Source organism: Mycobacterium sp. MS1601 (assembly GCF_001984215.1).
GTDB lineage: Bacteria > Actinomycetota > Actinomycetes > Mycobacteriales > Mycobacteriaceae > Mycobacterium.
Map to the genome: position 1 here is coordinate 3,806,883 of NZ_CP019420.1, position 17,320 is coordinate 3,824,202.

Genomic DNA, 17,320 nt, shown 5'->3' on the forward strand with positions numbered 1-17,320 from the left:
CCAGAATGAGGATGACGTGAGTTCGGACCAGGACAACTCAGGCCAGGGGCCCGGTGGGCCCCGTTTGGCGCCGCGTCCCGTCTCGAGGCCGCCGGTAGACGACGCACAGCGACGCACGTTCGGGCGACCCGACGGGGTGGACGGATCATTCGTCGCCGACAACCTGCGGCCCCAGAAGTTCCGCGAAGGTTCGGAGTACGAGCCGCGCGATCAGCCGCCGGACCCCGTGCTCGCCGAGGCCTTCGGACGCCCCTATGCCGAGGGTGATTCCCTGCAGCGTCACCCGGTGGACTCCGGCGCCCTGGAGGCCGAGGAAGCCGCCAGGAAGAACGGTTCCTCGCCCGACGCCGCAGAAGACCCCTGGCGTGACCCTGCTGCGGCTGCGGCGCTGGGAACGCCTGCCGTTTCTGCGCCCGCTCCGCAACAGGTGATCGTCCAGCCCGGGAAGCTCGGCGTTCGTGACGTGCTGTTCGGCGGCCGGGTGTCCTACGCCGCGCTGGCGGTTTTGGCCGTCATCGCTCTGGTGATCGGGCTCGCCGGTGGATGGGTCGGCCGCAAGACCGCCGAAGTGGTGCAGGCCTTCACCACGTCCAAAGTGACGTTGGAGACTTCCGACAGCGGCGACCTCCCGGCCGGCCAGATCGCCTCGGTGGCGGCGTCGGTGGCCGACTCCGTGGTCACCATCGAAGCCAAGAGCGACAACTCGGGCTCGCAGGGCTCCGGCGTCGTCATCGACGGCCGGGGCTACGTGGTGACCAACAACCACGTCATCTCCGAGGCGGCCACCAACCCGAGCCAGTGGAAGATGTCCGTGGTCTTCAACGACGGCAAGTCGGTACCTGCCAACCTGGTGGGCCGCGATCCCAAGACCGACCTCGCCGTGCTGAAGGTCGACAACGTCGACAACCTCACCGTCGCCCGCCTCGGCAATTCCGATGACGTCGTCGTCGGTGAAGAGGTGATTGCCGCCGGCGCGCCGTTGGGGCTGCGTTCGACGGTCACCTCCGGCATCGTCAGCGCGTTGCACCGTCCGGTTCCGCTCTCCGGCGAAGGCTCGGACACCGACACCGTGATCGACGCCATCCAGACCGACGCCTCGATCAACCACGGCAACTCCGGTGGGCCCCTGATCAACATGGAGTCCGAGGTAATCGGTATCAACACCGCTGGAAAATCGCTGTCCGACAGTGCCAGTGGGCTGGGCTTCGCCATTCCGGTCAACGAGGTGAAGCAGGTCGCCGAGGCGCTGATCCGCGACGGCAAGATCGCCCATCCCACCCTGGGCCTCTCGGCACGGTCGGTGAGCAATGACCTGGCCTCCGGTGCCCAGGTGGCCAATGTGCGTGCCGGCAGTCCCGCCGAGCGCGCAGGCATCCTGGAGAACGACGTGGTGGTCAAGGTCGGCGATCGTAATGTGGCCGACGCCAACGAGTTCACCGTTGCCGTCCGTCAGTTGCCGATCGGTCAGGATTCGCCCATCGAGGTCATGCGCGACGGTCGCCGCGTGACACTGACCGTCAATCCCACCCCGGACAGCTAGTGTTCGCCAATCTCGGCTGGGGCGAGATGCTGCTCCTGGTCATCATCGGTCTGGTGGTGTTGGGCCCGGAGCGGCTGCCCGGCGCCATCCGGTGGACGGCCGGGGCCGTGCGCCAGGCCCGCGAATACGTCTCCGGTGCCACATCGCAGTTGCGTGACGACTTCGGTGCCGATTTTGACGATCTTCGCGAACCGCTGTCCGAGTTGCAGAAGCTGCGCGGCATGACTCCGCGTGCTGCACTGACGAAACACCTTCTGGACGGCGATGATTCGCTGTTCACCGGCAAGTTCGACAACAAGCCCGATCAGAGCCCTCCCGCCCCGCCGGCTGACACTGCGGCCAAGCCGGCTGTGCCCCCAGCTCCGACGGCGACGCCGTTCGACACTGACGCCACCTGAGCGCTCAGCGCCGGGTGGTGTCCAGGCCCAGCGACATTCCGGCGAGACCGCGCTTGCGTGCGGTGAGTGCGTCGGCGATGCCCCGAAGCTCTTTCCCCGCAGCCGAATCCGGTGCGCTGAGCACCAGCGGCACGCCGGAGTCGCCCGCGTTCACCAGCGCTGGGTCCAGCGGGACCTGACCGAGCAGCGGGACATCGCCGCCCACGGAGCGTGACAGGCTCTCGGCGACCTGCTTGCCGCCGCCTTCCCCGAACACCTGCATGGTGGTGCCGTCGGGCAGCACCAACCCCGACATGTTTTCCACTACGCCAACCACGCGTTGGCGCGTCTGCAAAGCGATGGCGCCTGCACGTTCGGCCACCTCGGCGGCGGCCAGCTGGGGAGTGGTGACCACCAAGATCTCGGCGCCGGGGATCAGCTGCGCCACCGAGATGGCCACGTCGCCGGTGCCTGGTGGCAGGTCGAGCAGCAGCACGTCCAAGTCGCCCCAGTACACGTCGGCGAGGAACTGCTGCAGCGCGCGGTGCAGCATCGGGCCGCGCCACACCACCGGAGTATTGCCTTGGGTGAACTGGGCGATCGAGATGACCTTCACGTCGTGGGCGACGGGCGGGACGATCATCGACTCGACCTGTGTGGGCCGGTCGTTGGTGCCCATCATCCGCGGGACGGAATGGCCGTAGATGTCGGCGTCGAGTAGGCCCACCGACAGGCCGCGTGCGGCCATGGCCGCCGCCAGGTTGACCGTGACGCTGGACTTGCCGACGCCGCCCTTGCCGGAGGCCACCGCGTACACCCGCGTCAAAGAGCCCGGTAGAGCGAATGGGATCACTGGCTCCGGAGAGTCTCCGCGCAGCTGTTTGCGCAGTTCGGTGCGCTGCTCGTCGTTCATCACGTCGAGGGCGACCTTGACAGCCCCGGTGCCGGGTACATCGGCGACGGCCTTGGTTACCGTCTCGGTGATCTCGGACTTCTTGGGACAGCTGGCAGTGGTCAGGTAGATCTCGACGTGCACGGCGGAGTCGGCGCCGACGTCGATGCTCTTGACCATGTTGAGCTCGGTGATCGGTCGGCGTAGTTCCGGATCGATCACCTTGGCCAGGGCCGCACGGATGGCGGGGATGAGGTCGCTGCTTTGAGACATATCACCGCTGAGTGTAGGCGGGTCGACGAGCCGGGCGAGGGACGAGTCCGGGGAGGGAGGGCCCGGCTGGTGTGTGGGGCGGGTCGACGAGCCGGGCGAGGGACGAGTCCGGGGAGGGCGAAGCGGAAGCGTCAGGCGCCGGGTGCGGGCCCTGGCAGTGGCCCCAGCGGTGCCGGTGCCGGCGGCGGAGGAGGCGGTGGAGGCGGGGCGAACAGATTGGCCCACGGCGGCGGAGGCGGCGGAGGCGCCAGGGGAGCAGGCGGCAGCCCCGGCACTTCCAATGCCGGCGCTGCGGGAGTGTCGACGATGCAGAAGATCGCGCACGGCGCGGCAGCCGGTGGCCCGCCGGTGTCAGCCGGACCGGGCGGCACCGGCAAGCGGTTGGCGACATCGGTCTGCGACAGGCTCAGCGGCGTCAACGCCAGCGGATCGCCTGCGGGCAAACCGGCCGCGTTCATGGGGAAGTCGGGGCCGATGCCGCTGCCGCCGTCGAGGTGGGCGTTGGTGATGAGCTCGGGCACCGACCCGGTGATCGCCGGCAGGTCCACCGGTTCCACGCCGGTGGCGTAGGAGGCCGCCCAGCCCAGCACGTTGCGGGCGTAGGCCACCGAATTGTTGTACCGCAGAACCGAGGTCATCACCTGACCGGGATCGCGCAGATTCAACCCGCCGCTGCACAGGTAGCGGGCGGCGGCCAGGGTGGAGTCGTAGAGATTCTGCGGATCGGACTTGCCGTCTCCGTCTCCGTCGGAGGCGTACCGCGACCACGTGCCGGGCAGGAACTGCATGGGGCCCATGGCGCGGGCGTAGACGGTGCGACCGGCCTGGGTGCTGTGCACGATCACCTCGTTGCCCGGCAGTGTCCCGTCCAGGGCTGGGCCGTAGATGGGCCGCGTCGCCGTGCCCCGGGCGTCGGTCGCCCCGCCATTGGCGTGCATGGACTCGATGCGTCCGATACCCGCCAGCAGATTCCAGCTGACGCCACAGTTCGGCTGGGCTCGAGCCATCATCACTTCGGCATTGCGATACGCCGACAGCGCCATCGTCGGGATCCGCAGCGTCCCGGGTGCGGAAACCACCATGGGCGGAGGTGGCGCGGAATTGGTGGTGGCGGCGAAGCGGAAGTGGGTCGGCGGTCGTTTCACCGAGATGACCAAGGGCCCGGACATGTCCACGGGTGCGACGGCGGCCAGGGGAGTGATGGCCTCCTCACGCACCGGGTGCATAGCGGGGGCGGAGGCGCCGACGGCCGCTGCCAGGACCAGGGGTGTGAGTGCCGCGGCACTCAGTACGGAGGCCTTGGGCCCTTGGGAAACCTTGCGGCGGGCAGACTTCAGCGCGTCAGGGAGACCGTGTCCCGGTATGCGCACTGGACCGTCCTGGGTGAGACCGTGTGAACTCAGTCACCATACATAGTCCTGTGACACCTGTGGCCACATTTGTCAGGGTTGACTGGAGGGGCTACCGGGCGGGTTCTGCCTGATCTGTTTTTTCGTCTTGCGCACCTGGCGTTCGGTCCTGGCGAGCGCGGGTTCGATCCCCTCGATCATCTCGCGGATCTCGTCGAGTTCACGGCGCAGATAGTCGCGGGTGGCCACCTCACCGACGGCCAGTCGCAGTGCCGCCAGTTCCCGCGCCAGGAACTCGGTGTCGGCCTTGGTCTGCTGGGCCCGTCGCCGGTCTTCCTCGAGTGCCACCCGGTCGCGGTTCTCCTGCCGGTTCTGGGCCAGCAGGATCAGCGGAGCAGCGTAGGCGGCCTGCGTGGAGAAGGCCAGGTTCAGCAGGATGAACGGGTAGGGGTCCCACTGCCAGGCGAAGGCACCCATGTTCAGCAGAATCCAGACGATCACCACGATTGTCTGGATGGCCAGATAGCGGCCGGTCCCCAGGAAGCGGGCGATGGACTCGCTGACTCGCGCGGCCGCCTCGACGTCGATCCTCGGGGTGAACCGCCGACGGTAGACACGCGGAGTAGCCAGCCGGTCCCGGCTGCTGCTGGATTCGCTCACGGCGCGGGGTCCAATTCGGGTTCGTCGGTGCGCTCGCGCCAGTCATGGGGCAGCAGGTGGTCCAGCACGTCGTCGACGGTGACGGCGCCCAGCAGGTGGTTCTCGTCGTCGACCACCGGCCCGCACACCAGGTTGTAGGCGGCGAAGTATCGGGTCACGCCGGCCAGCGAGGTGTCCGGTGTCAGGCTGGGCAGGTCCTTGTCGATCATGCCGCTGACCAGCGAGGCCGGCGGCTCCCGCAGCAGCCGCTGCAGGTGGACGCAGCCCAGGTAGCGGCCGGTCGGCGTGGACGTCGGCGGCCGCACCACGAACACCAACGACGACAGCGCCGGGGTCAGGTCCGGATCACGGACGCGGGCCAGGGCTTCGGCCACGGTGGTGTCGGGGGCGAGCACCACCGGTTCCGGCGTCATCAAACCGCCCGCTGTGTCGGGGGAGTGCTGCAGCAGCCGTCGCACCGGGTCGGAGTCCTCGGGATCCATCCGGGCCAGCAGTACCTCGGCCTCGCCGGGGTTCATCACCCCCAACAGGTCGGCGGCATCGTCGGGATCCATGGCTTCCAGCACGTCGGCGGCGCGTTCGGTGCCCAGCTGCATCAGCAGTTCGGTCTGGTCGTCCTCGGGGAGCTCCTGCAGCACGTCGGCCAACCGTTCGTCGTCGAGAGCGTTGACCACCTCGTTGCGCCGTTTGGAAGGCAACTCGCGGATGGCGTCGGCGACCTCGATGGGACGCTGCCCCTCGAACTGGTGCAGCAGTTGCGCGACGTCCTGGCCCGGCATGGCCAGTGCCGACGGGGTGAGGCCGTGCACGTTCTGCCAGTCCACGACGTGCACCGTGGTGCGACGGCCGAGCCGCCGATGGCTGCGCACGGCCACCCGAGTCACCATCCAGTCCCGGGAGCGCACCGGTTCGATGGCCAGGTCGACCACCACCACGTCCACGGCCTGCAGCTGTGGCAGTTCGGGGTCGTTGACGCGGACCCGCGTGTCGAGCACCTGGCCGAGCACCAGCACCTCGCCGGGCCGCTGCGCGAAACGACGGAGCGACAGGCTGGCGGTGTTGAGGGTGATCGCCTGCGGTTCGATGGCGGTGACGCGCAGAATCGGCACGAAAATTCTTCGGCGCGAGAGCAATTCGACCACCAGACCCAGTACTCGTGGTTGCTGGCGCACGATACTGATGCTGATCACGACGTCGCGCACCCGGCCCAGCGATTCGCCGTCGGGGCCGAGAACCCCCAAGCCCGCTAGGCGGGCTGCATAGACCCTGTTGACCGACGCCATAACTACAAAGGGTAGGAGTGAATGGGTGAACACCGCCTATCGACCCCGTAGAACGTGTCTGTCAGTTCCCGGCAGCAGCCGCAAATTCATCGACAAGGCCAAGGGCCTGCCCGCAGACGAGGTGTTCCTGGACCTCGAAGACGCGGTGGCGCCGGAGGCCAAGGCCGCTGCCCGACCCGTCGTTGCGGCCGCGCTGGCCGAACCGGGTTGGGGGCACCAGCTGCGCGGCGTGCGGGTCAACGACTGGACCACACCGTGGACCCACGCCGACGTCATCGAGGTGGTGGCCGGAGCCGGGGACGCCCTCGACGTCATCGTGTTGCCCAAGGTCACCGACGTCGCGCACGTCACCGCGCTGGACCTGCTGCTCACCCAGCTGGAACACACCCACGGACTGGAAGTCGGCGGCATCGGCATCGACGCCCAGATCGAAGACGCCCGAGGGTTGACCCAGATCAACGCGATCGCCGCCCACCCGCGGGTTCACGCGCTGGTCCTGGGGCCTGCGGACATGATGGCGAGCCTGAACATGCGCACCCTGGTGGTCGGTGAGCAGCCGGAGGGCTACGACGTCGGCGACGCCCATCACCACGTGCTGATGACGATCCTGGTGGCGGCCCGAGCCCACGGGAAGGCCGCGATCGACGGGCCGTATCTGAAGGTGCGTGACACCGACGCGTTCCGGAAGGTGGCCGGCCGCGCGGCGGCGCTCGGGTACGACGGCAAGTGGGTGCTGCATCCCGACCAGATCGCGGCGGGCAACGAACTCTTCAGCCCGCGCCAGGCCGACTACGACCATGCCGAGTTGATCCTGGAAGCGTACGAGTGGCACACCTCGACCGCCGGCGGTGCACGCGGTGCGGTGATGCTCGGCGACGAGATGATCGACGAGGCCAGCCGCAAGATGGCGTTGGTGATCGCCGGGAAAGGCCGCGCCGCCGGCATGCAGCGCCAGTCGCCGCCGTTCACCCCGGACAGCTAATAGGGGTAACTGGAGGTGTCGGCGGCGATGACCACGAGGAACACGATGTACAGGATCCCCAACACCACGACCAGGCTGCCGATGATCAGGCCCGCCAGTGCCAGACCGTAGCCGTCCTGGCCGGTCTGTTTGGTCTCACGCATGGCGATGATGCCCAAGATGATGCCGGCGATGGACGGCAGCCCGCACAGCAGCAGACCGCCGACGGCGGTGACGAGTGCGGCGATCGCCTTGCCGTTGGTGCCCGGCGGCTTGCCCTGGCCGTAGGGGTCGTACGGGTTGTAGACCGGGTAACCCGGATACGCACCGGGGTGCGGTGGATACGGCGGGTAGGGCGGGGGATAGGCACCCGCGTTGGGTGGGTAGCCGGCCGCGCTCGGCGGCGGGAACGCACCGCCCGCCGGCGGGGGATACCCACCGCCGGCCGGAGGCGGATATCCACTGTCGGTCGGTGGCGGATAGCCCGGCGACGGCGGGGAGTATCCGGGATCCGGGTAGTGCGCCGGATAGTCGACCGGCGCGTACGGATCGGCCTGCGGGGGCGAGTTCTCCAGCGACGGGTACTCGTTTCCGCCCGACTGTGGTTCCGGGTTGGTCATGAGGTGCCTGCTCCCAGCATCAACGAAGCGCGAAGATGGTCCAGATTAGTCCGACGATGAGCATCGCCACACCGACGACGATTCCGGCGACGGCGATTCCGTAACCCTCTTGCCGTGTCTCCTTGATCTGACTCAGTGCCACGGCACCGAGCACGATGCCGACGATCGAGAGGATGCCGCCGCAGAAAGGCACGATACCCAGCCCTGAGGTCACCAGCGAGGCGATGGCCATCGTGTTGGTGGTGGTCCGCTGCGGTGGGGCGTACCCGTAGTCGTACTGGTCATTGCCGGGGAAGCCGGGCTGGTACTGCGGGCCGTACTGGTGATAACCGGGCGGCGGCGGATAGTTGCCCGGCGGCGGGTACTGCGGCGGGGGCGGTTCGAGGCCAGACTGCTCGGGTGACGGGTCCGTGCCTGACTGCTCATCCGGCTTGTCGCCGGAGTCTCCGCCGGGCATGGTCATGCTCCTCAACCTATCGTATGCGCTGGTGAAGCGGCAGGATCGAAGGTCAGGGCACCAAAGCCCCGGTTGTCTCGTTGACCAAGGAGAAGCAGGCGCACGGACACCGGAAACACTGGCCGAAATCGTGTGTCTAGAGGAGGATGACGAGCTATGACCAGTCCGTTCCAGTCGGGGCAGACGCCGGGCGGCGCCGCCGGCGGTGCGCGAGGCCGGCGTGCTCCTGTGGGGTTGCCGACGCCTCCGAAGGGGTGGCCTATCGGGTCCTACCCCACCTACGCCGAGGCGCAGAAAGCCGTCGACTACCTGTCCGACAACGCCTTCCCCGTCGAACAGGTGACCATCGTCGGCGTGGACCTGATGCAGGTCGAGCGCGTCACCGGTCGCTTGAGCTGGGCCAAGGTACTCGGCGGCGGTGTGTTGACCGGCGCGTGGCTCGGTATCTTCATCGGCCTGGTCCTCGGTTTCTTCAGCCCCAATCCGTGGTCGTCGCTGCTGACAGGCCTGATCGCCGGTATCTTCTTCGGCTTGATCACCTCGGCGATCCCGTACGCGATGGCCAAGGGCACAAGGGATTTCAGCTCCACCATGCAGCTCGTGGCCGGCCGGTACGACGTGTTGTGCGACCCGCAGAACGCTGAACGTGCCCGCGACATGCTGGCGCGCCTGACGCTGTAACGGGCTGGTTTGAAGATCTGCTGAGCTCTTTGGCCTGCCGTCGATTCAGGCGCTCACAGCGCGGGGAGTGTTGCATCTCACCGTCCTGTCGCTTTACGGTTCACGCGCGGGACCAGCCCGCGCCCGTGAGCCGGAAGGCGGTGTGCAACCGTGGTCGCATCCAGACGTGCCGCGGTTGTCATGCGATTCGGCGCAGCCGCGCTGACCGCTCTCACGTCGGCTTCGTTGGTCTCGGCGTGTAGCTCGGGCCCTGGCGGTCTGGTGGTCAGCTTCTATACCCCGGCCAGCGAGATGGCGACGTTCACTGCGGTTTCCGAGCGCTGTAACCAGCAACTCGGCGGCACGTTCACCATCAAACAGATCAGTCTTCCCAAGGGCGCCGACGATCAGAGGCTGCAGCTGGCACGCCGGCTGACCGGCAACGACCGCACCCTGGATGTGATGGCCCTCGACGTGGTGTGGACCGCGGAGTTCGCCGAAGCCGGCTGGGCCGTGCCGCTTTCGGAAGACCCGGCAGGCAAGGCGGTGGCCGATGTGACGGGCACCACACTTCCCGGTCCGCAGGAGACTGCAACCTGGAACGACGAGCTGTATGCCGCGCCGGTGACCACCAACACTCAGTTGCTCTGGTATCGCGCCGATTTGATGGCCGAGCCGCCCGCCACTTGGGATGAGATGGTGGCCGAGGCCACCCGCCTGCACGACGCGGGTGAGCCCAGTTGGATTGCCTTGCAGGCCAAGCAGTACGAAGGCCTGGTGGTGTGGTTCAACACGTTGCTGGAAAGCGCCGGGGGGCGGGTGCTCTCCGACGACGGCAAGCGTGTGACTCTCACCGACACCCCTGAACACCGTGAGGCCACGGTCAAGGCCCTGTCGGTCATGAAGGCAGTGGCCACCGCGCCGGGGGCGGATCCGTCGATCACCCAGACCGACGAGGGCACCGCACGATTGGCACTCGAGCAGGGCAACGCGGCTCTGGAGGTCAACTGGCCGTTCGTGCTTCCCTCGATGCTGGAGAACGCGATCAAGGGCGGGGTGTCCTTCCTGCCGCTGGACGAGCGTCCCGATCTGCAGGCGGCGATCAACGAGGCGGGGTCCTTCTCGCCGGACGACGCACAGTTCGCGGCAGCCTACGAGGCCAGCCAGGAAGTGTTCGGCTTCGCGAACTACCCAGGCGTGCGCGAGGGGCAACCGGCCAGGGTGACGCTGGGTGGGCTCAACCTCGCGGTGGCCAGTACCAGCCAGCACAAGGCAGAGGCGTTCGAGGCCATCCGCTGCATCCGCAACGAGGAAAACCAGAAGCTCACCTCCATCGAAGGCGGTCTGCCCGCGGTGCGCACCTCGCTCTACGACGATCCTCAGTTCCAGGCGAAGTACCCGCAGTACGCGATCATTCGCGAACAGCTCACCAACGCTGCGGTCCGGCCGGCGACTCCGGTGTACCAGTCGGTGTCCACCATGATGTCGGCGACGCTGGCACCGATCACCGACATCGATCCCGAGAGCATGGCTGACGAACTGACCGAGCAGGTTCAGAAGGCGATCGACGGCAAGGGGCTCATTCCATGACGTCCTCGACCAAGGCCGCGCTCACCGATGACAAGAAATCCGAACGGCGCCTGGCGTACTGGCTGATCGCACCCGCCGTCATCCTGATGGTCGCGGTCACCGGGTATCCCATCGGGTATGCCGTGTGGCTCAGCTTGCAGCGCTACAACCTGGCCACCCCCGACGACGTGGAATTCGTCGGCCTGTCCAACTACGTCACGGTGCTGACCGACGGGTACTGGTGGACGGCCTTCGGGGTGACGCTGTCGATCACCGTGATCTCGGTGGCCATCGAGTTCGTTCTCGGTATGGCGCTCGCGCTCGTGATGCATCGCACCATTTTCGGAAAAGGCTTGGTGCGCACCGCGATCCTGATTCCCTACGGCATCGTCACCGTCGCCGCGTCCTACAGCTGGTACTACGCCTGGACCCCGGGCACGGGGTACCTGGCGAATCTGCTGCCCGACGGATCGGCTCCGCTGACCGAGCAGATCCCGTCGCTGGCCATCGTGGTGCTCGCCGAGGTGTGGAAGACCACGCCGTTCATGGCGCTGTTGCTGCTGGCCGGATTGGCGCTGGTGCCCGACGATCTGCTGAAGGCCGCGCAGATGGACGGTGCCGGTGCCTGGCAACGTTTGACGAGGATCATCCTGCCGATGATCAAGCCGGCGATTCTGGTGGCGCTGCTGTTCCGCACCTTGGACGCGTTCCGGATCTTCGACAACATCTATGTGCTCACCGCGGGCTCGAACGACACCGCATCGGTGTCGATCCTGGGGTACAACAACCTGTTCAAGGGTTTCAGCCTCGGATTGGGTTCGGCGATCAGCGTGCTGGTGTTCCTCTGTGTGGCCATCATCGCGTTCATCTTCATCAAACTCTTCGGGGCCGCAGCACCGGGATCGGATGCTGACCGTGGCTGAGCAAGTGACCGGCCGCCGCGCCGCCGGGTGGATCATCATCGACGTCCTGGTGGTCACCTACGCGCTGTTCCCCGTGCTGTGGATCTTGTCGCTGTCGTTGAAGCCGACGTCGAGTGTCAAGGACGGCAAGCTGATTCCGTCGGAGATCACCTTCGAGAACTACCGGGCGATCTTCGCCGGAGACGCGTTCAATTCCGCGCTGGTCAACTCCATCGGTATCGGGCTCATCACCACCGTGATCGCCGTGGTGATCGGCGCCATGGCCGCCTATGCCATCGCCCGGTTGTCCTTTCCGGGCAAGAAGGTATTGGTAGGGGTGGCACTGCTGATCGCCATGTTCCCCCAGATCTCGCTGGTGACACCGTTGTTCAACATCGAGCGGCAACTGGGGCTGTTCGACACCTGGCCGGGCCTGATCATCCCGTACATCACGTTTGCGCTGCCGCTGGCCATCTACACCCTCTCGGCGTTCTTCAGGGAGATCCCGTGGGATCTGGAGAAGGCTGCCAAGATGGACGGCGCCACACCGGGTCAGGCGTTCCGCAAGGTCATCGCGCCGTTGGCTGCGCCTGGCATCGTCACCGCCGCCATCCTGGTGTTCATCTTCGCGTGGAACGATCTGCTGCTGGCGCTGTCGCTGACTGCCACCACGTCCGCGATCACCGCTCCGGTGGCCATCGCGAACTTCACGGGCAGTTCACAATTCGAGGAACCCACCGGCTCCATCGCGGCGGGAGCCATTGTGATCACCATTCCGATCATCATCTTTGTCCTGATTTTCCAGCGACGCATCGTCGCGGGACTGACCTCCGGTGCCGTGAAGGGATAGCGCGATGGCAGAAATCGTGTTGCAGAACGTCAACAAGACCTACGCCGACGGAGCCATCGCCGTAAAGGACTTCTCCATCTCCATCGCAGACGGCGAGTTCATCATCCTGGTGGGACCGTCAGGGTGTGGAAAATCCACCACCCTCAACATGATCGCCGGGCTCGAGGACATCACCTCCGGTGACCTGCTGATCGACGGGTCCCGCGTCAACGACAAGGCGCCCAAGGACCGCGACATCGCCATGGTGTTCCAGTCCTACGCGCTGTACCCGCACATGACCGTGCGTGAGAACATCGCATTCCCACTCACCCTCGCCGGCAGCGCCAAAGCGGACGTCGCCAGAAAGGTGGACGACACCGCGAAGATCCTGGACTTGACTGCGCTGCTGGACCGCAAGCCGTCGCAGCTCTCGGGTGGACAGCGCCAGCGAGTTGCCATGGGCCGCGCCATCGTTCGCAATCCCAAGGCGTTCCTGATGGACGAGCCACTGTCCAATCTGGATGCCAAGCTGCGGGTACAGATGCGCGGTGAGATCGCGCGGCTACAGCAGCGTCTGAAAACCACCACCGTCTACGTCACACACGACCAGACCGAGGCGATGACGCTGGGGGACCGGGTGGTGGTGATGCGCGGTGGTGTGGCTCAGCAGATCGGCACGCCGACTGAGCTTTACGAACGTCCTGCCAATCTCTTCGTGGCCGGTTTCATCGGGTCTCCCGCCATGAACTTCTTCCCTGCCACCCGCACCGACATCGGGGTGATGCTGCCGTTTGGCGAAGTGACGTTGACGCAGGAGGCTGATGACCTGCTGGCCCAGCATCCCTCGTCGAAGAACCTGATTGCCGGCATCCGCCCCGAACACTTCGAGGATGCGGCGGTGCTGGACGGTTACGCCCGGATTCGTGCGCTGACCTTCACCGTCACGGTGGATCTGGTGGAATCGCTGGGCGCCGACAAGTACCTGTACTTCACGACATCAGGCAGCGGTGCCAGGGCCGAGCAGTTGACCGAGTTGGCCGCGGAATCCGGCGCGGACGAAAACGAGTTCGTCGCGCGGGTGTCCACCGAGTCCAGGGCCACCAAGGACCAGGATGTCGAGTTGGCATTCGACACCTCCAAACTGGTGCTCTTCGATGCTGATTCGGGCGCGAACCTCAGCGTCCCGCCGTCACGATGACGCAGGTACTCGACATCGTCCGCGCCCATCTGCGCGGGCATTTCGCCGGCGCCGAGCCCGACTCGGCCAGCGTCACCTTCCTGGGCGTCGAGCGGATCGAGATACTGAGGTTCGGTCCGGGTCCCGACGGGCTGGTGCACTATGTGTCGCTGGGCTGTTCCCGTCACCCGATGGGGGACCCGACGCAGCTCGCCGCCGACCCGCTCCATGGGCCACGCGCCGAACTGGTTGTCAGCCTTCGTGATTCCGTTCCCACTCCCGGTATCGCCAGGGCCATCGCCCTGCTGGCTGCCACCCCGGCCGTCGACGGTGTGGTCCTGCAGCAAGACGCCCTGATCGATCTGGGCGCCACGTTGTGGGAGGGTGCCAGGGTCAGCGCGGTGGTGCTCGGCCGTAGCGAGATCCCCGATGCCACACTGGATCCTCCGCGGGAGCCGGTGGTCTTCCTGTCGGCCACCCCCATCTCGGCCAACGAGGCAGCCTGGGTTCGGCTCAAGGGAATCGACGAACTGCGTCGCACCTGGGAGCAGGACGGCGTGGACGTGCGGGACCCCGCTCGCCTCTAGCCAGGTCCGATCGCGCCGGCTCGCCTTGCCACTAGAGCCAGTGGTTCTTGCGGAACGTCCGGTACAGCGACGTGCAGATGGTGAACATGACCAGCAGTACCGTGGGATACCCCCAGGTCCACTGCAATTCCGGCATGTGCTCGAAGTTCATCCCGTAGATGCCGGCGATCATCGTTGGCACGGCGGCGATGGCCACCCACGCCGAGATCTTGCGCATGTCGGTGTTCTGCTGCATTCCGACCTTCGCGAGTTCGGCCTGCACCAGTGAGCTCAACATCTCGTCGTAGCTGTTGATCTGATCGGCGGCCTGATTCTGGTGGTCCACCACGTCGCGGAAGTAGCGCAGGATCTCCTTGGAGATCAGGTCCTTGTGCTCGGTGAGCCGCTGCAGTGCGATCGACAGCGGCGCGATGGCGCGCCGCATCTCGACCACCTCGCGTTTGAGCATGTAGATCTGCGCGATGTCGGTGTTGCGGGTGGAGAACGCGTCCTCCTCGATGGCGTCGATGTCGCACTCCATCAGCGCGGTGACGCTGCGGTAGCTGTCCACCACGTGGTCGGCGATGGCGTGCATCACCGAGTACGGCCCCAGCGCCAGGTGCTTCTGCTCGGATTCCATCGCATGGCGTACTCCGGCCAGCCCGGTGTGCTCACCGTGGCGCACCGTCACCACAAAATCCGGCCCGACGAACACCATGATCTCGCCGGTCTCGACGATCTCGCGGGCGGCGGCCACCGATTCGTGCGCCACATAGTTCACCGTCTTGAGCACCAGGAAGAGCGTATCGTCGTAACGCTCGAGTTTGGGACGCTGATGGGCGTGCACGGCGTCCTCGACGGCCAACGGATGCAGATCGAAAACCTTTGCCACTGCTTGCATCTGGTGTTCGTCGGGCTCGTGCAGGCCAATCCAGACGAACGTCTTGTGGTCGGTGCACTCGATGTCACGCACTTTCTCCAGTGCGGCCAGGTGGGTGTATTTGCCGGGCAGGCGTTCACCGTCGACGTAGATGCCGCAGTCCACCATGGCCCTGGCAACCGGGACATGGATGCGTTTGGCGTCGACCTCGGGTTTGGCCCCGTTCTTGTTGAGCAGCGACTGCGGACGGGCACGAAACGTGGGCATCGTCAGGCCTTTCCTCAATCGGTGATCTCGGGCAGATGGTACGCGCGGCAGGTGTACGGAGTTGTTCGTCATGGTGGCGCAACCCCCTTCGGTTGGGTAGTTAGGTGAAGTAACGTGACGTTCGTGGCTGAATCTGCAAACCGTCACCTCGTCATCGACGACGAGGAGATCTTCACAGCGCACGAGGGCGGAAAGCTCTCGGTGGAGCTCAAGTCACCACTGGACACCCGGCGCGCCCTGTCCATCGCCTATACCCCTGGTGTCGCCCAGGTCAGCCGGGCGATTGCCGCCGACGCGACTCTGGCCAAGCGCTACACCTGGGCAACCGACTGGTGGCGGTGGTCAGCGACGGCAGTGCGGTCCTCGGTCTCGGCAACATCGGCGCCGCCGCGTCGCTGCCGGTGATGGAGGCGTCGAAACCCTGGTGCGGTTGCGACCCACCTTCGGTGCGGTGAACCTCGAGGACATCTCCGCTCCCCGGTGCTTCGAGATCGAACGCCGTGTCATCGAGGCGTTGGACTGCCCGGTGATGCACGACGATCAGCACGGCACGGCCATCGTGGTGCTCGCCGCGTTGCAGGGCGTGGCCACGGTGCTGGGCCGGGACATGCGCACCCTACGGGTGGTGATCTCCGGCGCCGGAGCCGCAGGCGTGGCATGCGCCGACATCCTGCTGGCCAAGGGCATCACCGACATCACGGTGCTGGATTCCAAGGGCATCGTGCACACCGGCCGTGACGATCTCAACACGTCCAAGGCCGAACTGGCCGCACGCACCAATCCGGCCGGGCGCACCGGTGGCATTGCTGAGGCACTCGACGGCGCCGACATGTTCCTGGGCCTGTCGGCGGGAGTGGTGCCCGGAGATCATCGCGACCATGGTCCCGGGCGGCATCGTGTTCGCGTTGTCCAACCCGGACCCGGAGATCCATCCCGACGCGGCCAAGAAGTACGCCGCCGTGGTGGCCACGGGCCGCAGTGATTTCGCCAATCAGATCAACAATGTGCTGGCGTTTCCCGGTGTGTTCCGCGGTGCGCTGGACGCCGGCGCCAGGCGTATCACCGAACGGATGAAAGTGGCTGCGGCAGAAGCAATTTTCTCGGTCGTTGGCGACGATCTGCGTGCTGACCACATCGTGCCCAGTCCATTGGATCCGCGGGTGGGACCCGCAGTGGCGGCCGCTGTAGCATCGGCTGTCGATGAGGCCGACAACTGATCTGCGCCGTTTCGCGCTCGCCGCACTGGTGGTGACGCTCACCGCCTGCGGCGCCCCGCAGTCCGATGGTGTGTCCCTGGCGGTCGGTGCGGGCCCCAGCCCGGAGTCCGAGCTGTTGGCCAACCTGTACGCAGCGGCGTTGCGGTCCTACGGCACGGCGGCCCATGTCGAGGTGACGCCGGACCCGATGGCCGGACTCGATTCCGGCACGCTGACCGTGGTGCCCGGTTTCACCGGCACCCTGCTGGAGACGTTCGCGCCGGGCGCCTCGGTGCGCGCCGACGACGAGGTGTACGACGAGATGGTGGGAACGCTGCCCGAAGGGCTGGCGGCGGGGGACTACACCACCGCGGCCGAGGACAAGCCCGCTGCCACCGTCACCGAAGCCACCGCGGCGGCCTGGGGCGATAGTGATCTCGAAGCTTTGGTGTCGTCGTGCGACGAGGTGTCCGCAGGTACCGTCCGCGGGGTCACTCCGCCTCTGAAGGTGGGCCGCTGCGCGCTACCGCCGCCACGCGAATTTCCCACGGACGCCGCGCTTTTTGACGCGTTGAAGGCCGGCGAGATCAATGTGGCATGGACCACCACGGCTGATCCGGGAGTGCCGGGCGATGTGGTGATGCTGGCCGACGGCAAACCGGTGCTGATCCGGGCCGAGAACGCCGTACCGCTCTACCGCCGCAATGAGTTGACAGCCAGACAGGTGCTGGCGGTCAACGAGGTGGCCGGTGTGCTGGATACCGCCTCACTCAAGCGGATGCGTGCCGACGTGGCCGACGGTGCCGATCCCCGTCAAGTGGCCGATGCCTGGCTGGCCGACAACCCGATCGGCCGCTGACCA

16 protein-coding genes and 2 pseudogenes are annotated in these 17,320 nt (G+C 66.5%); 11 read left to right on the forward strand and 7 right to left on the reverse strand.

What is annotated here, in order from left to right:
* Positions 1–16: 16 nt before the first annotated feature.
* Entirely contained in the window at positions 17–1,540 is a 1,524-nt protein-coding gene (gene htrA / locus BVC93_RS18555; protein ID WP_083738761.1) for a serine protease HtrA, read from the forward strand.
* Positions 1,540–1,938, forward strand: coding sequence for a Sec-independent protein translocase protein TatB (gene tatB / locus BVC93_RS18560; RefSeq protein WP_083738762.1), 399 nt, complete (start codon positions 1,540–1,542; stop codon positions 1,936–1,938). The genes htrA and tatB overlap by 1 nt, the downstream gene beginning before the upstream one ends.
* A 4-nt stretch (positions 1,939–1,942) precedes the next feature.
* Here tatB and BVC93_RS18565 read toward each other — a convergent pair.
* From BVC93_RS18565 to BVC93_RS18580, 4 genes and pseudogenes are all read right to left on the reverse strand, one after another.
* Positions 1,943–3,087: pseudogene (locus BVC93_RS18565) on the reverse strand (Mrp/NBP35 family ATP-binding protein).
* A 126-nt stretch (positions 3,088–3,213) separates the two neighbouring features.
* Entirely contained in the window at positions 3,214–4,452 is a 1,239-nt protein-coding gene (locus BVC93_RS18570) for a lytic transglycosylase domain-containing protein (RefSeq protein WP_083738764.1), read from the reverse strand.
* Between the two features lie 72 nt (positions 4,453–4,524).
* On the reverse strand, positions 4,525–5,091 hold the full coding sequence (locus tag BVC93_RS18575) for a DUF1003 domain-containing protein (protein ID WP_083738765.1): 567 nt from the start codon (positions 5,089–5,091) through the stop codon (positions 4,525–4,527).
* The gene (locus BVC93_RS18580) at positions 5,088–6,374 is read right to left on the reverse strand and encodes a magnesium transporter MgtE N-terminal domain-containing protein (RefSeq protein ID WP_083738766.1); all 1,287 of its coding nucleotides are present in this window, start codon (positions 6,372–6,374) and stop codon (positions 5,088–5,090) included. Before BVC93_RS18580 ends, BVC93_RS18575 begins: the two co-directional genes overlap by 4 nt.
* 25 nt (positions 6,375–6,399) lie before the next feature.
* On the opposite strand from BVC93_RS18580, the gene BVC93_RS18585 reads away from it, so the two are divergent.
* The gene (locus BVC93_RS18585; RefSeq protein WP_083738767.1) at positions 6,400–7,356 is read left to right on the forward strand and encodes an HpcH/HpaI aldolase/citrate lyase family protein; all 957 of its coding nucleotides are present in this window, start codon (positions 6,400–6,402) and stop codon (positions 7,354–7,356) included.
* On the opposite strand, the gene BVC93_RS18590 is transcribed toward BVC93_RS18585, so the two are convergent.
* Positions 7,353–7,955 carry a DUF4190 domain-containing protein gene (locus BVC93_RS18590; protein WP_083738768.1) on the reverse strand — a complete coding sequence of 201 codons (603 nt, stop codon included), beginning with the start codon at positions 7,953–7,955 and terminating at the stop codon, positions 7,353–7,355. The genes BVC93_RS18585 and BVC93_RS18590 overlap by 4 nt on opposite strands.
* Positions 7,956–7,974: 19 nt before the next feature.
* Complete coding sequence (locus BVC93_RS18595; protein ID WP_083738769.1) at positions 7,975–8,418, reverse strand: DUF4190 domain-containing protein; 444 nt, start codon at positions 8,416–8,418, stop codon at positions 7,975–7,977.
* Positions 8,419–8,568: 150 nt separating this feature from the next.
* Between BVC93_RS18595 and BVC93_RS18600 the strand changes: the two genes are divergently transcribed.
* The 6 genes from BVC93_RS18600 to BVC93_RS18625 all read left to right on the forward strand — a co-directional run bounded on the left by BVC93_RS18600 (position 8,569) and on the right by BVC93_RS18625 (position 14,136).
* Positions 8,569–9,093, forward strand: coding sequence for a general stress protein (locus BVC93_RS18600; protein WP_083738770.1), 525 nt, complete (start codon positions 8,569–8,571; stop codon positions 9,091–9,093).
* Positions 9,094–9,273: 180 nt separating this feature from the next.
* Entirely contained in the window at positions 9,274–10,662 is a 1,389-nt protein-coding gene (locus tag BVC93_RS18605; RefSeq protein ID WP_083738771.1) for an ABC transporter substrate-binding protein, read from the forward strand.
* A complete protein-coding gene (locus BVC93_RS18610; RefSeq protein ID WP_083738772.1) occupies positions 10,659–11,564 on the forward strand; it encodes a carbohydrate ABC transporter permease in 906 nt (301 codons plus the stop codon). Before BVC93_RS18605 ends, BVC93_RS18610 begins: the two co-directional genes overlap by 4 nt.
* A 4-nt stretch (positions 11,565–11,568) precedes the next feature.
* The gene (locus BVC93_RS18615; RefSeq protein WP_192860400.1) at positions 11,569–12,393 is read left to right on the forward strand and encodes a carbohydrate ABC transporter permease; all 825 of its coding nucleotides are present in this window, start codon (positions 11,569–11,571) and stop codon (positions 12,391–12,393) included.
* 4 nt (positions 12,394–12,397) lie between these two features.
* The gene (locus tag BVC93_RS18620) at positions 12,398–13,570 is read left to right on the forward strand and encodes an ABC transporter ATP-binding protein (RefSeq protein WP_083738774.1); all 1,173 of its coding nucleotides are present in this window, start codon (positions 12,398–12,400) and stop codon (positions 13,568–13,570) included.
* On the forward strand, positions 13,567–14,136 hold the full coding sequence (locus BVC93_RS18625; RefSeq protein WP_083738775.1) for a suppressor of fused domain protein: 570 nt from the start codon (positions 13,567–13,569) through the stop codon (positions 14,134–14,136). The genes BVC93_RS18620 and BVC93_RS18625 overlap by 4 nt, the downstream gene beginning before the upstream one ends.
* 31 nt (positions 14,137–14,167) lie before the next feature.
* Here the strand turns inward: BVC93_RS18625 and corA are convergent, their stop codons facing one another.
* Positions 14,168–15,262, reverse strand: a complete 1,095-nt coding sequence (gene corA, locus BVC93_RS18630; RefSeq protein WP_083738776.1) for a magnesium/cobalt transporter CorA — start codon at positions 15,260–15,262, stop codon at positions 14,168–14,170.
* Positions 15,263–15,385: 123 nt separating this feature from the next.
* On the opposite strand from corA, the pseudogene BVC93_RS18635 reads away from it, so the two are divergent.
* Together BVC93_RS18635 and BVC93_RS18640 are read left to right on the forward strand one after the other, a co-directional pair.
* Positions 15,386–16,479, forward strand: a pseudogene (locus tag BVC93_RS18635) (NAD(P)-dependent malic enzyme).
* Positions 16,463–17,317, forward strand: coding sequence for a glycine betaine ABC transporter substrate-binding protein (locus BVC93_RS18640; protein WP_083738777.1), 855 nt, complete (start codon positions 16,463–16,465; stop codon positions 17,315–17,317). Before BVC93_RS18635 ends, BVC93_RS18640 begins: the two are co-directional and overlap by 17 nt.
* The last annotated feature ends 3 nt before the right edge of the window (positions 17,318–17,320 follow it).

Bases quoted from the DNA above. Each gene is read 5' to 3' on its own strand.
- BVC93_RS18610 (WP_083738772.1), top strand. From the start codon at position 10,659: ATGACGTCCTCGACCAAGGCCGCGCTCACCGATGACAAGAAATCCGAA.
- corA (WP_083738776.1), bottom strand. From the start codon at position 15,262: ATGCCCACGTTTCGTGCCCGTCCGCAGTCGCTGCTCAACAAGAACGGG.
- BVC93_RS18640 (WP_083738777.1), top strand. From the start codon at position 16,463: ATGAGGCCGACAACTGATCTGCGCCGTTTCGCGCTCGCCGCACTGGTG.
- BVC93_RS18600 (WP_083738770.1), top strand. From the start codon at position 8,569: ATGACCAGTCCGTTCCAGTCGGGGCAGACGCCGGGCGGCGCCGCCGGC.
- BVC93_RS18595 (WP_083738769.1), bottom strand. From the start codon at position 8,418: ATGACCATGCCCGGCGGAGACTCCGGCGACAAGCCGGATGAGCAGTCA.
- BVC93_RS18625 (WP_083738775.1), top strand. From the start codon at position 13,567: ATGACGCAGGTACTCGACATCGTCCGCGCCCATCTGCGCGGGCATTTC.
- BVC93_RS18580 (WP_083738766.1), bottom strand. From the start codon at position 6,374: ATGGCGTCGGTCAACAGGGTCTATGCAGCCCGCCTAGCGGGCTTGGGG.
- BVC93_RS18620 (WP_083738774.1), top strand. From the start codon at position 12,398: ATGGCAGAAATCGTGTTGCAGAACGTCAACAAGACCTACGCCGACGGA.
- BVC93_RS18590 (WP_083738768.1), bottom strand. From the start codon at position 7,955: ATGACCAACCCGGAACCACAGTCGGGCGGAAACGAGTACCCGTCGCTG.
- BVC93_RS18605 (WP_083738771.1), top strand. From the start codon at position 9,274: ATGCGATTCGGCGCAGCCGCGCTGACCGCTCTCACGTCGGCTTCGTTG.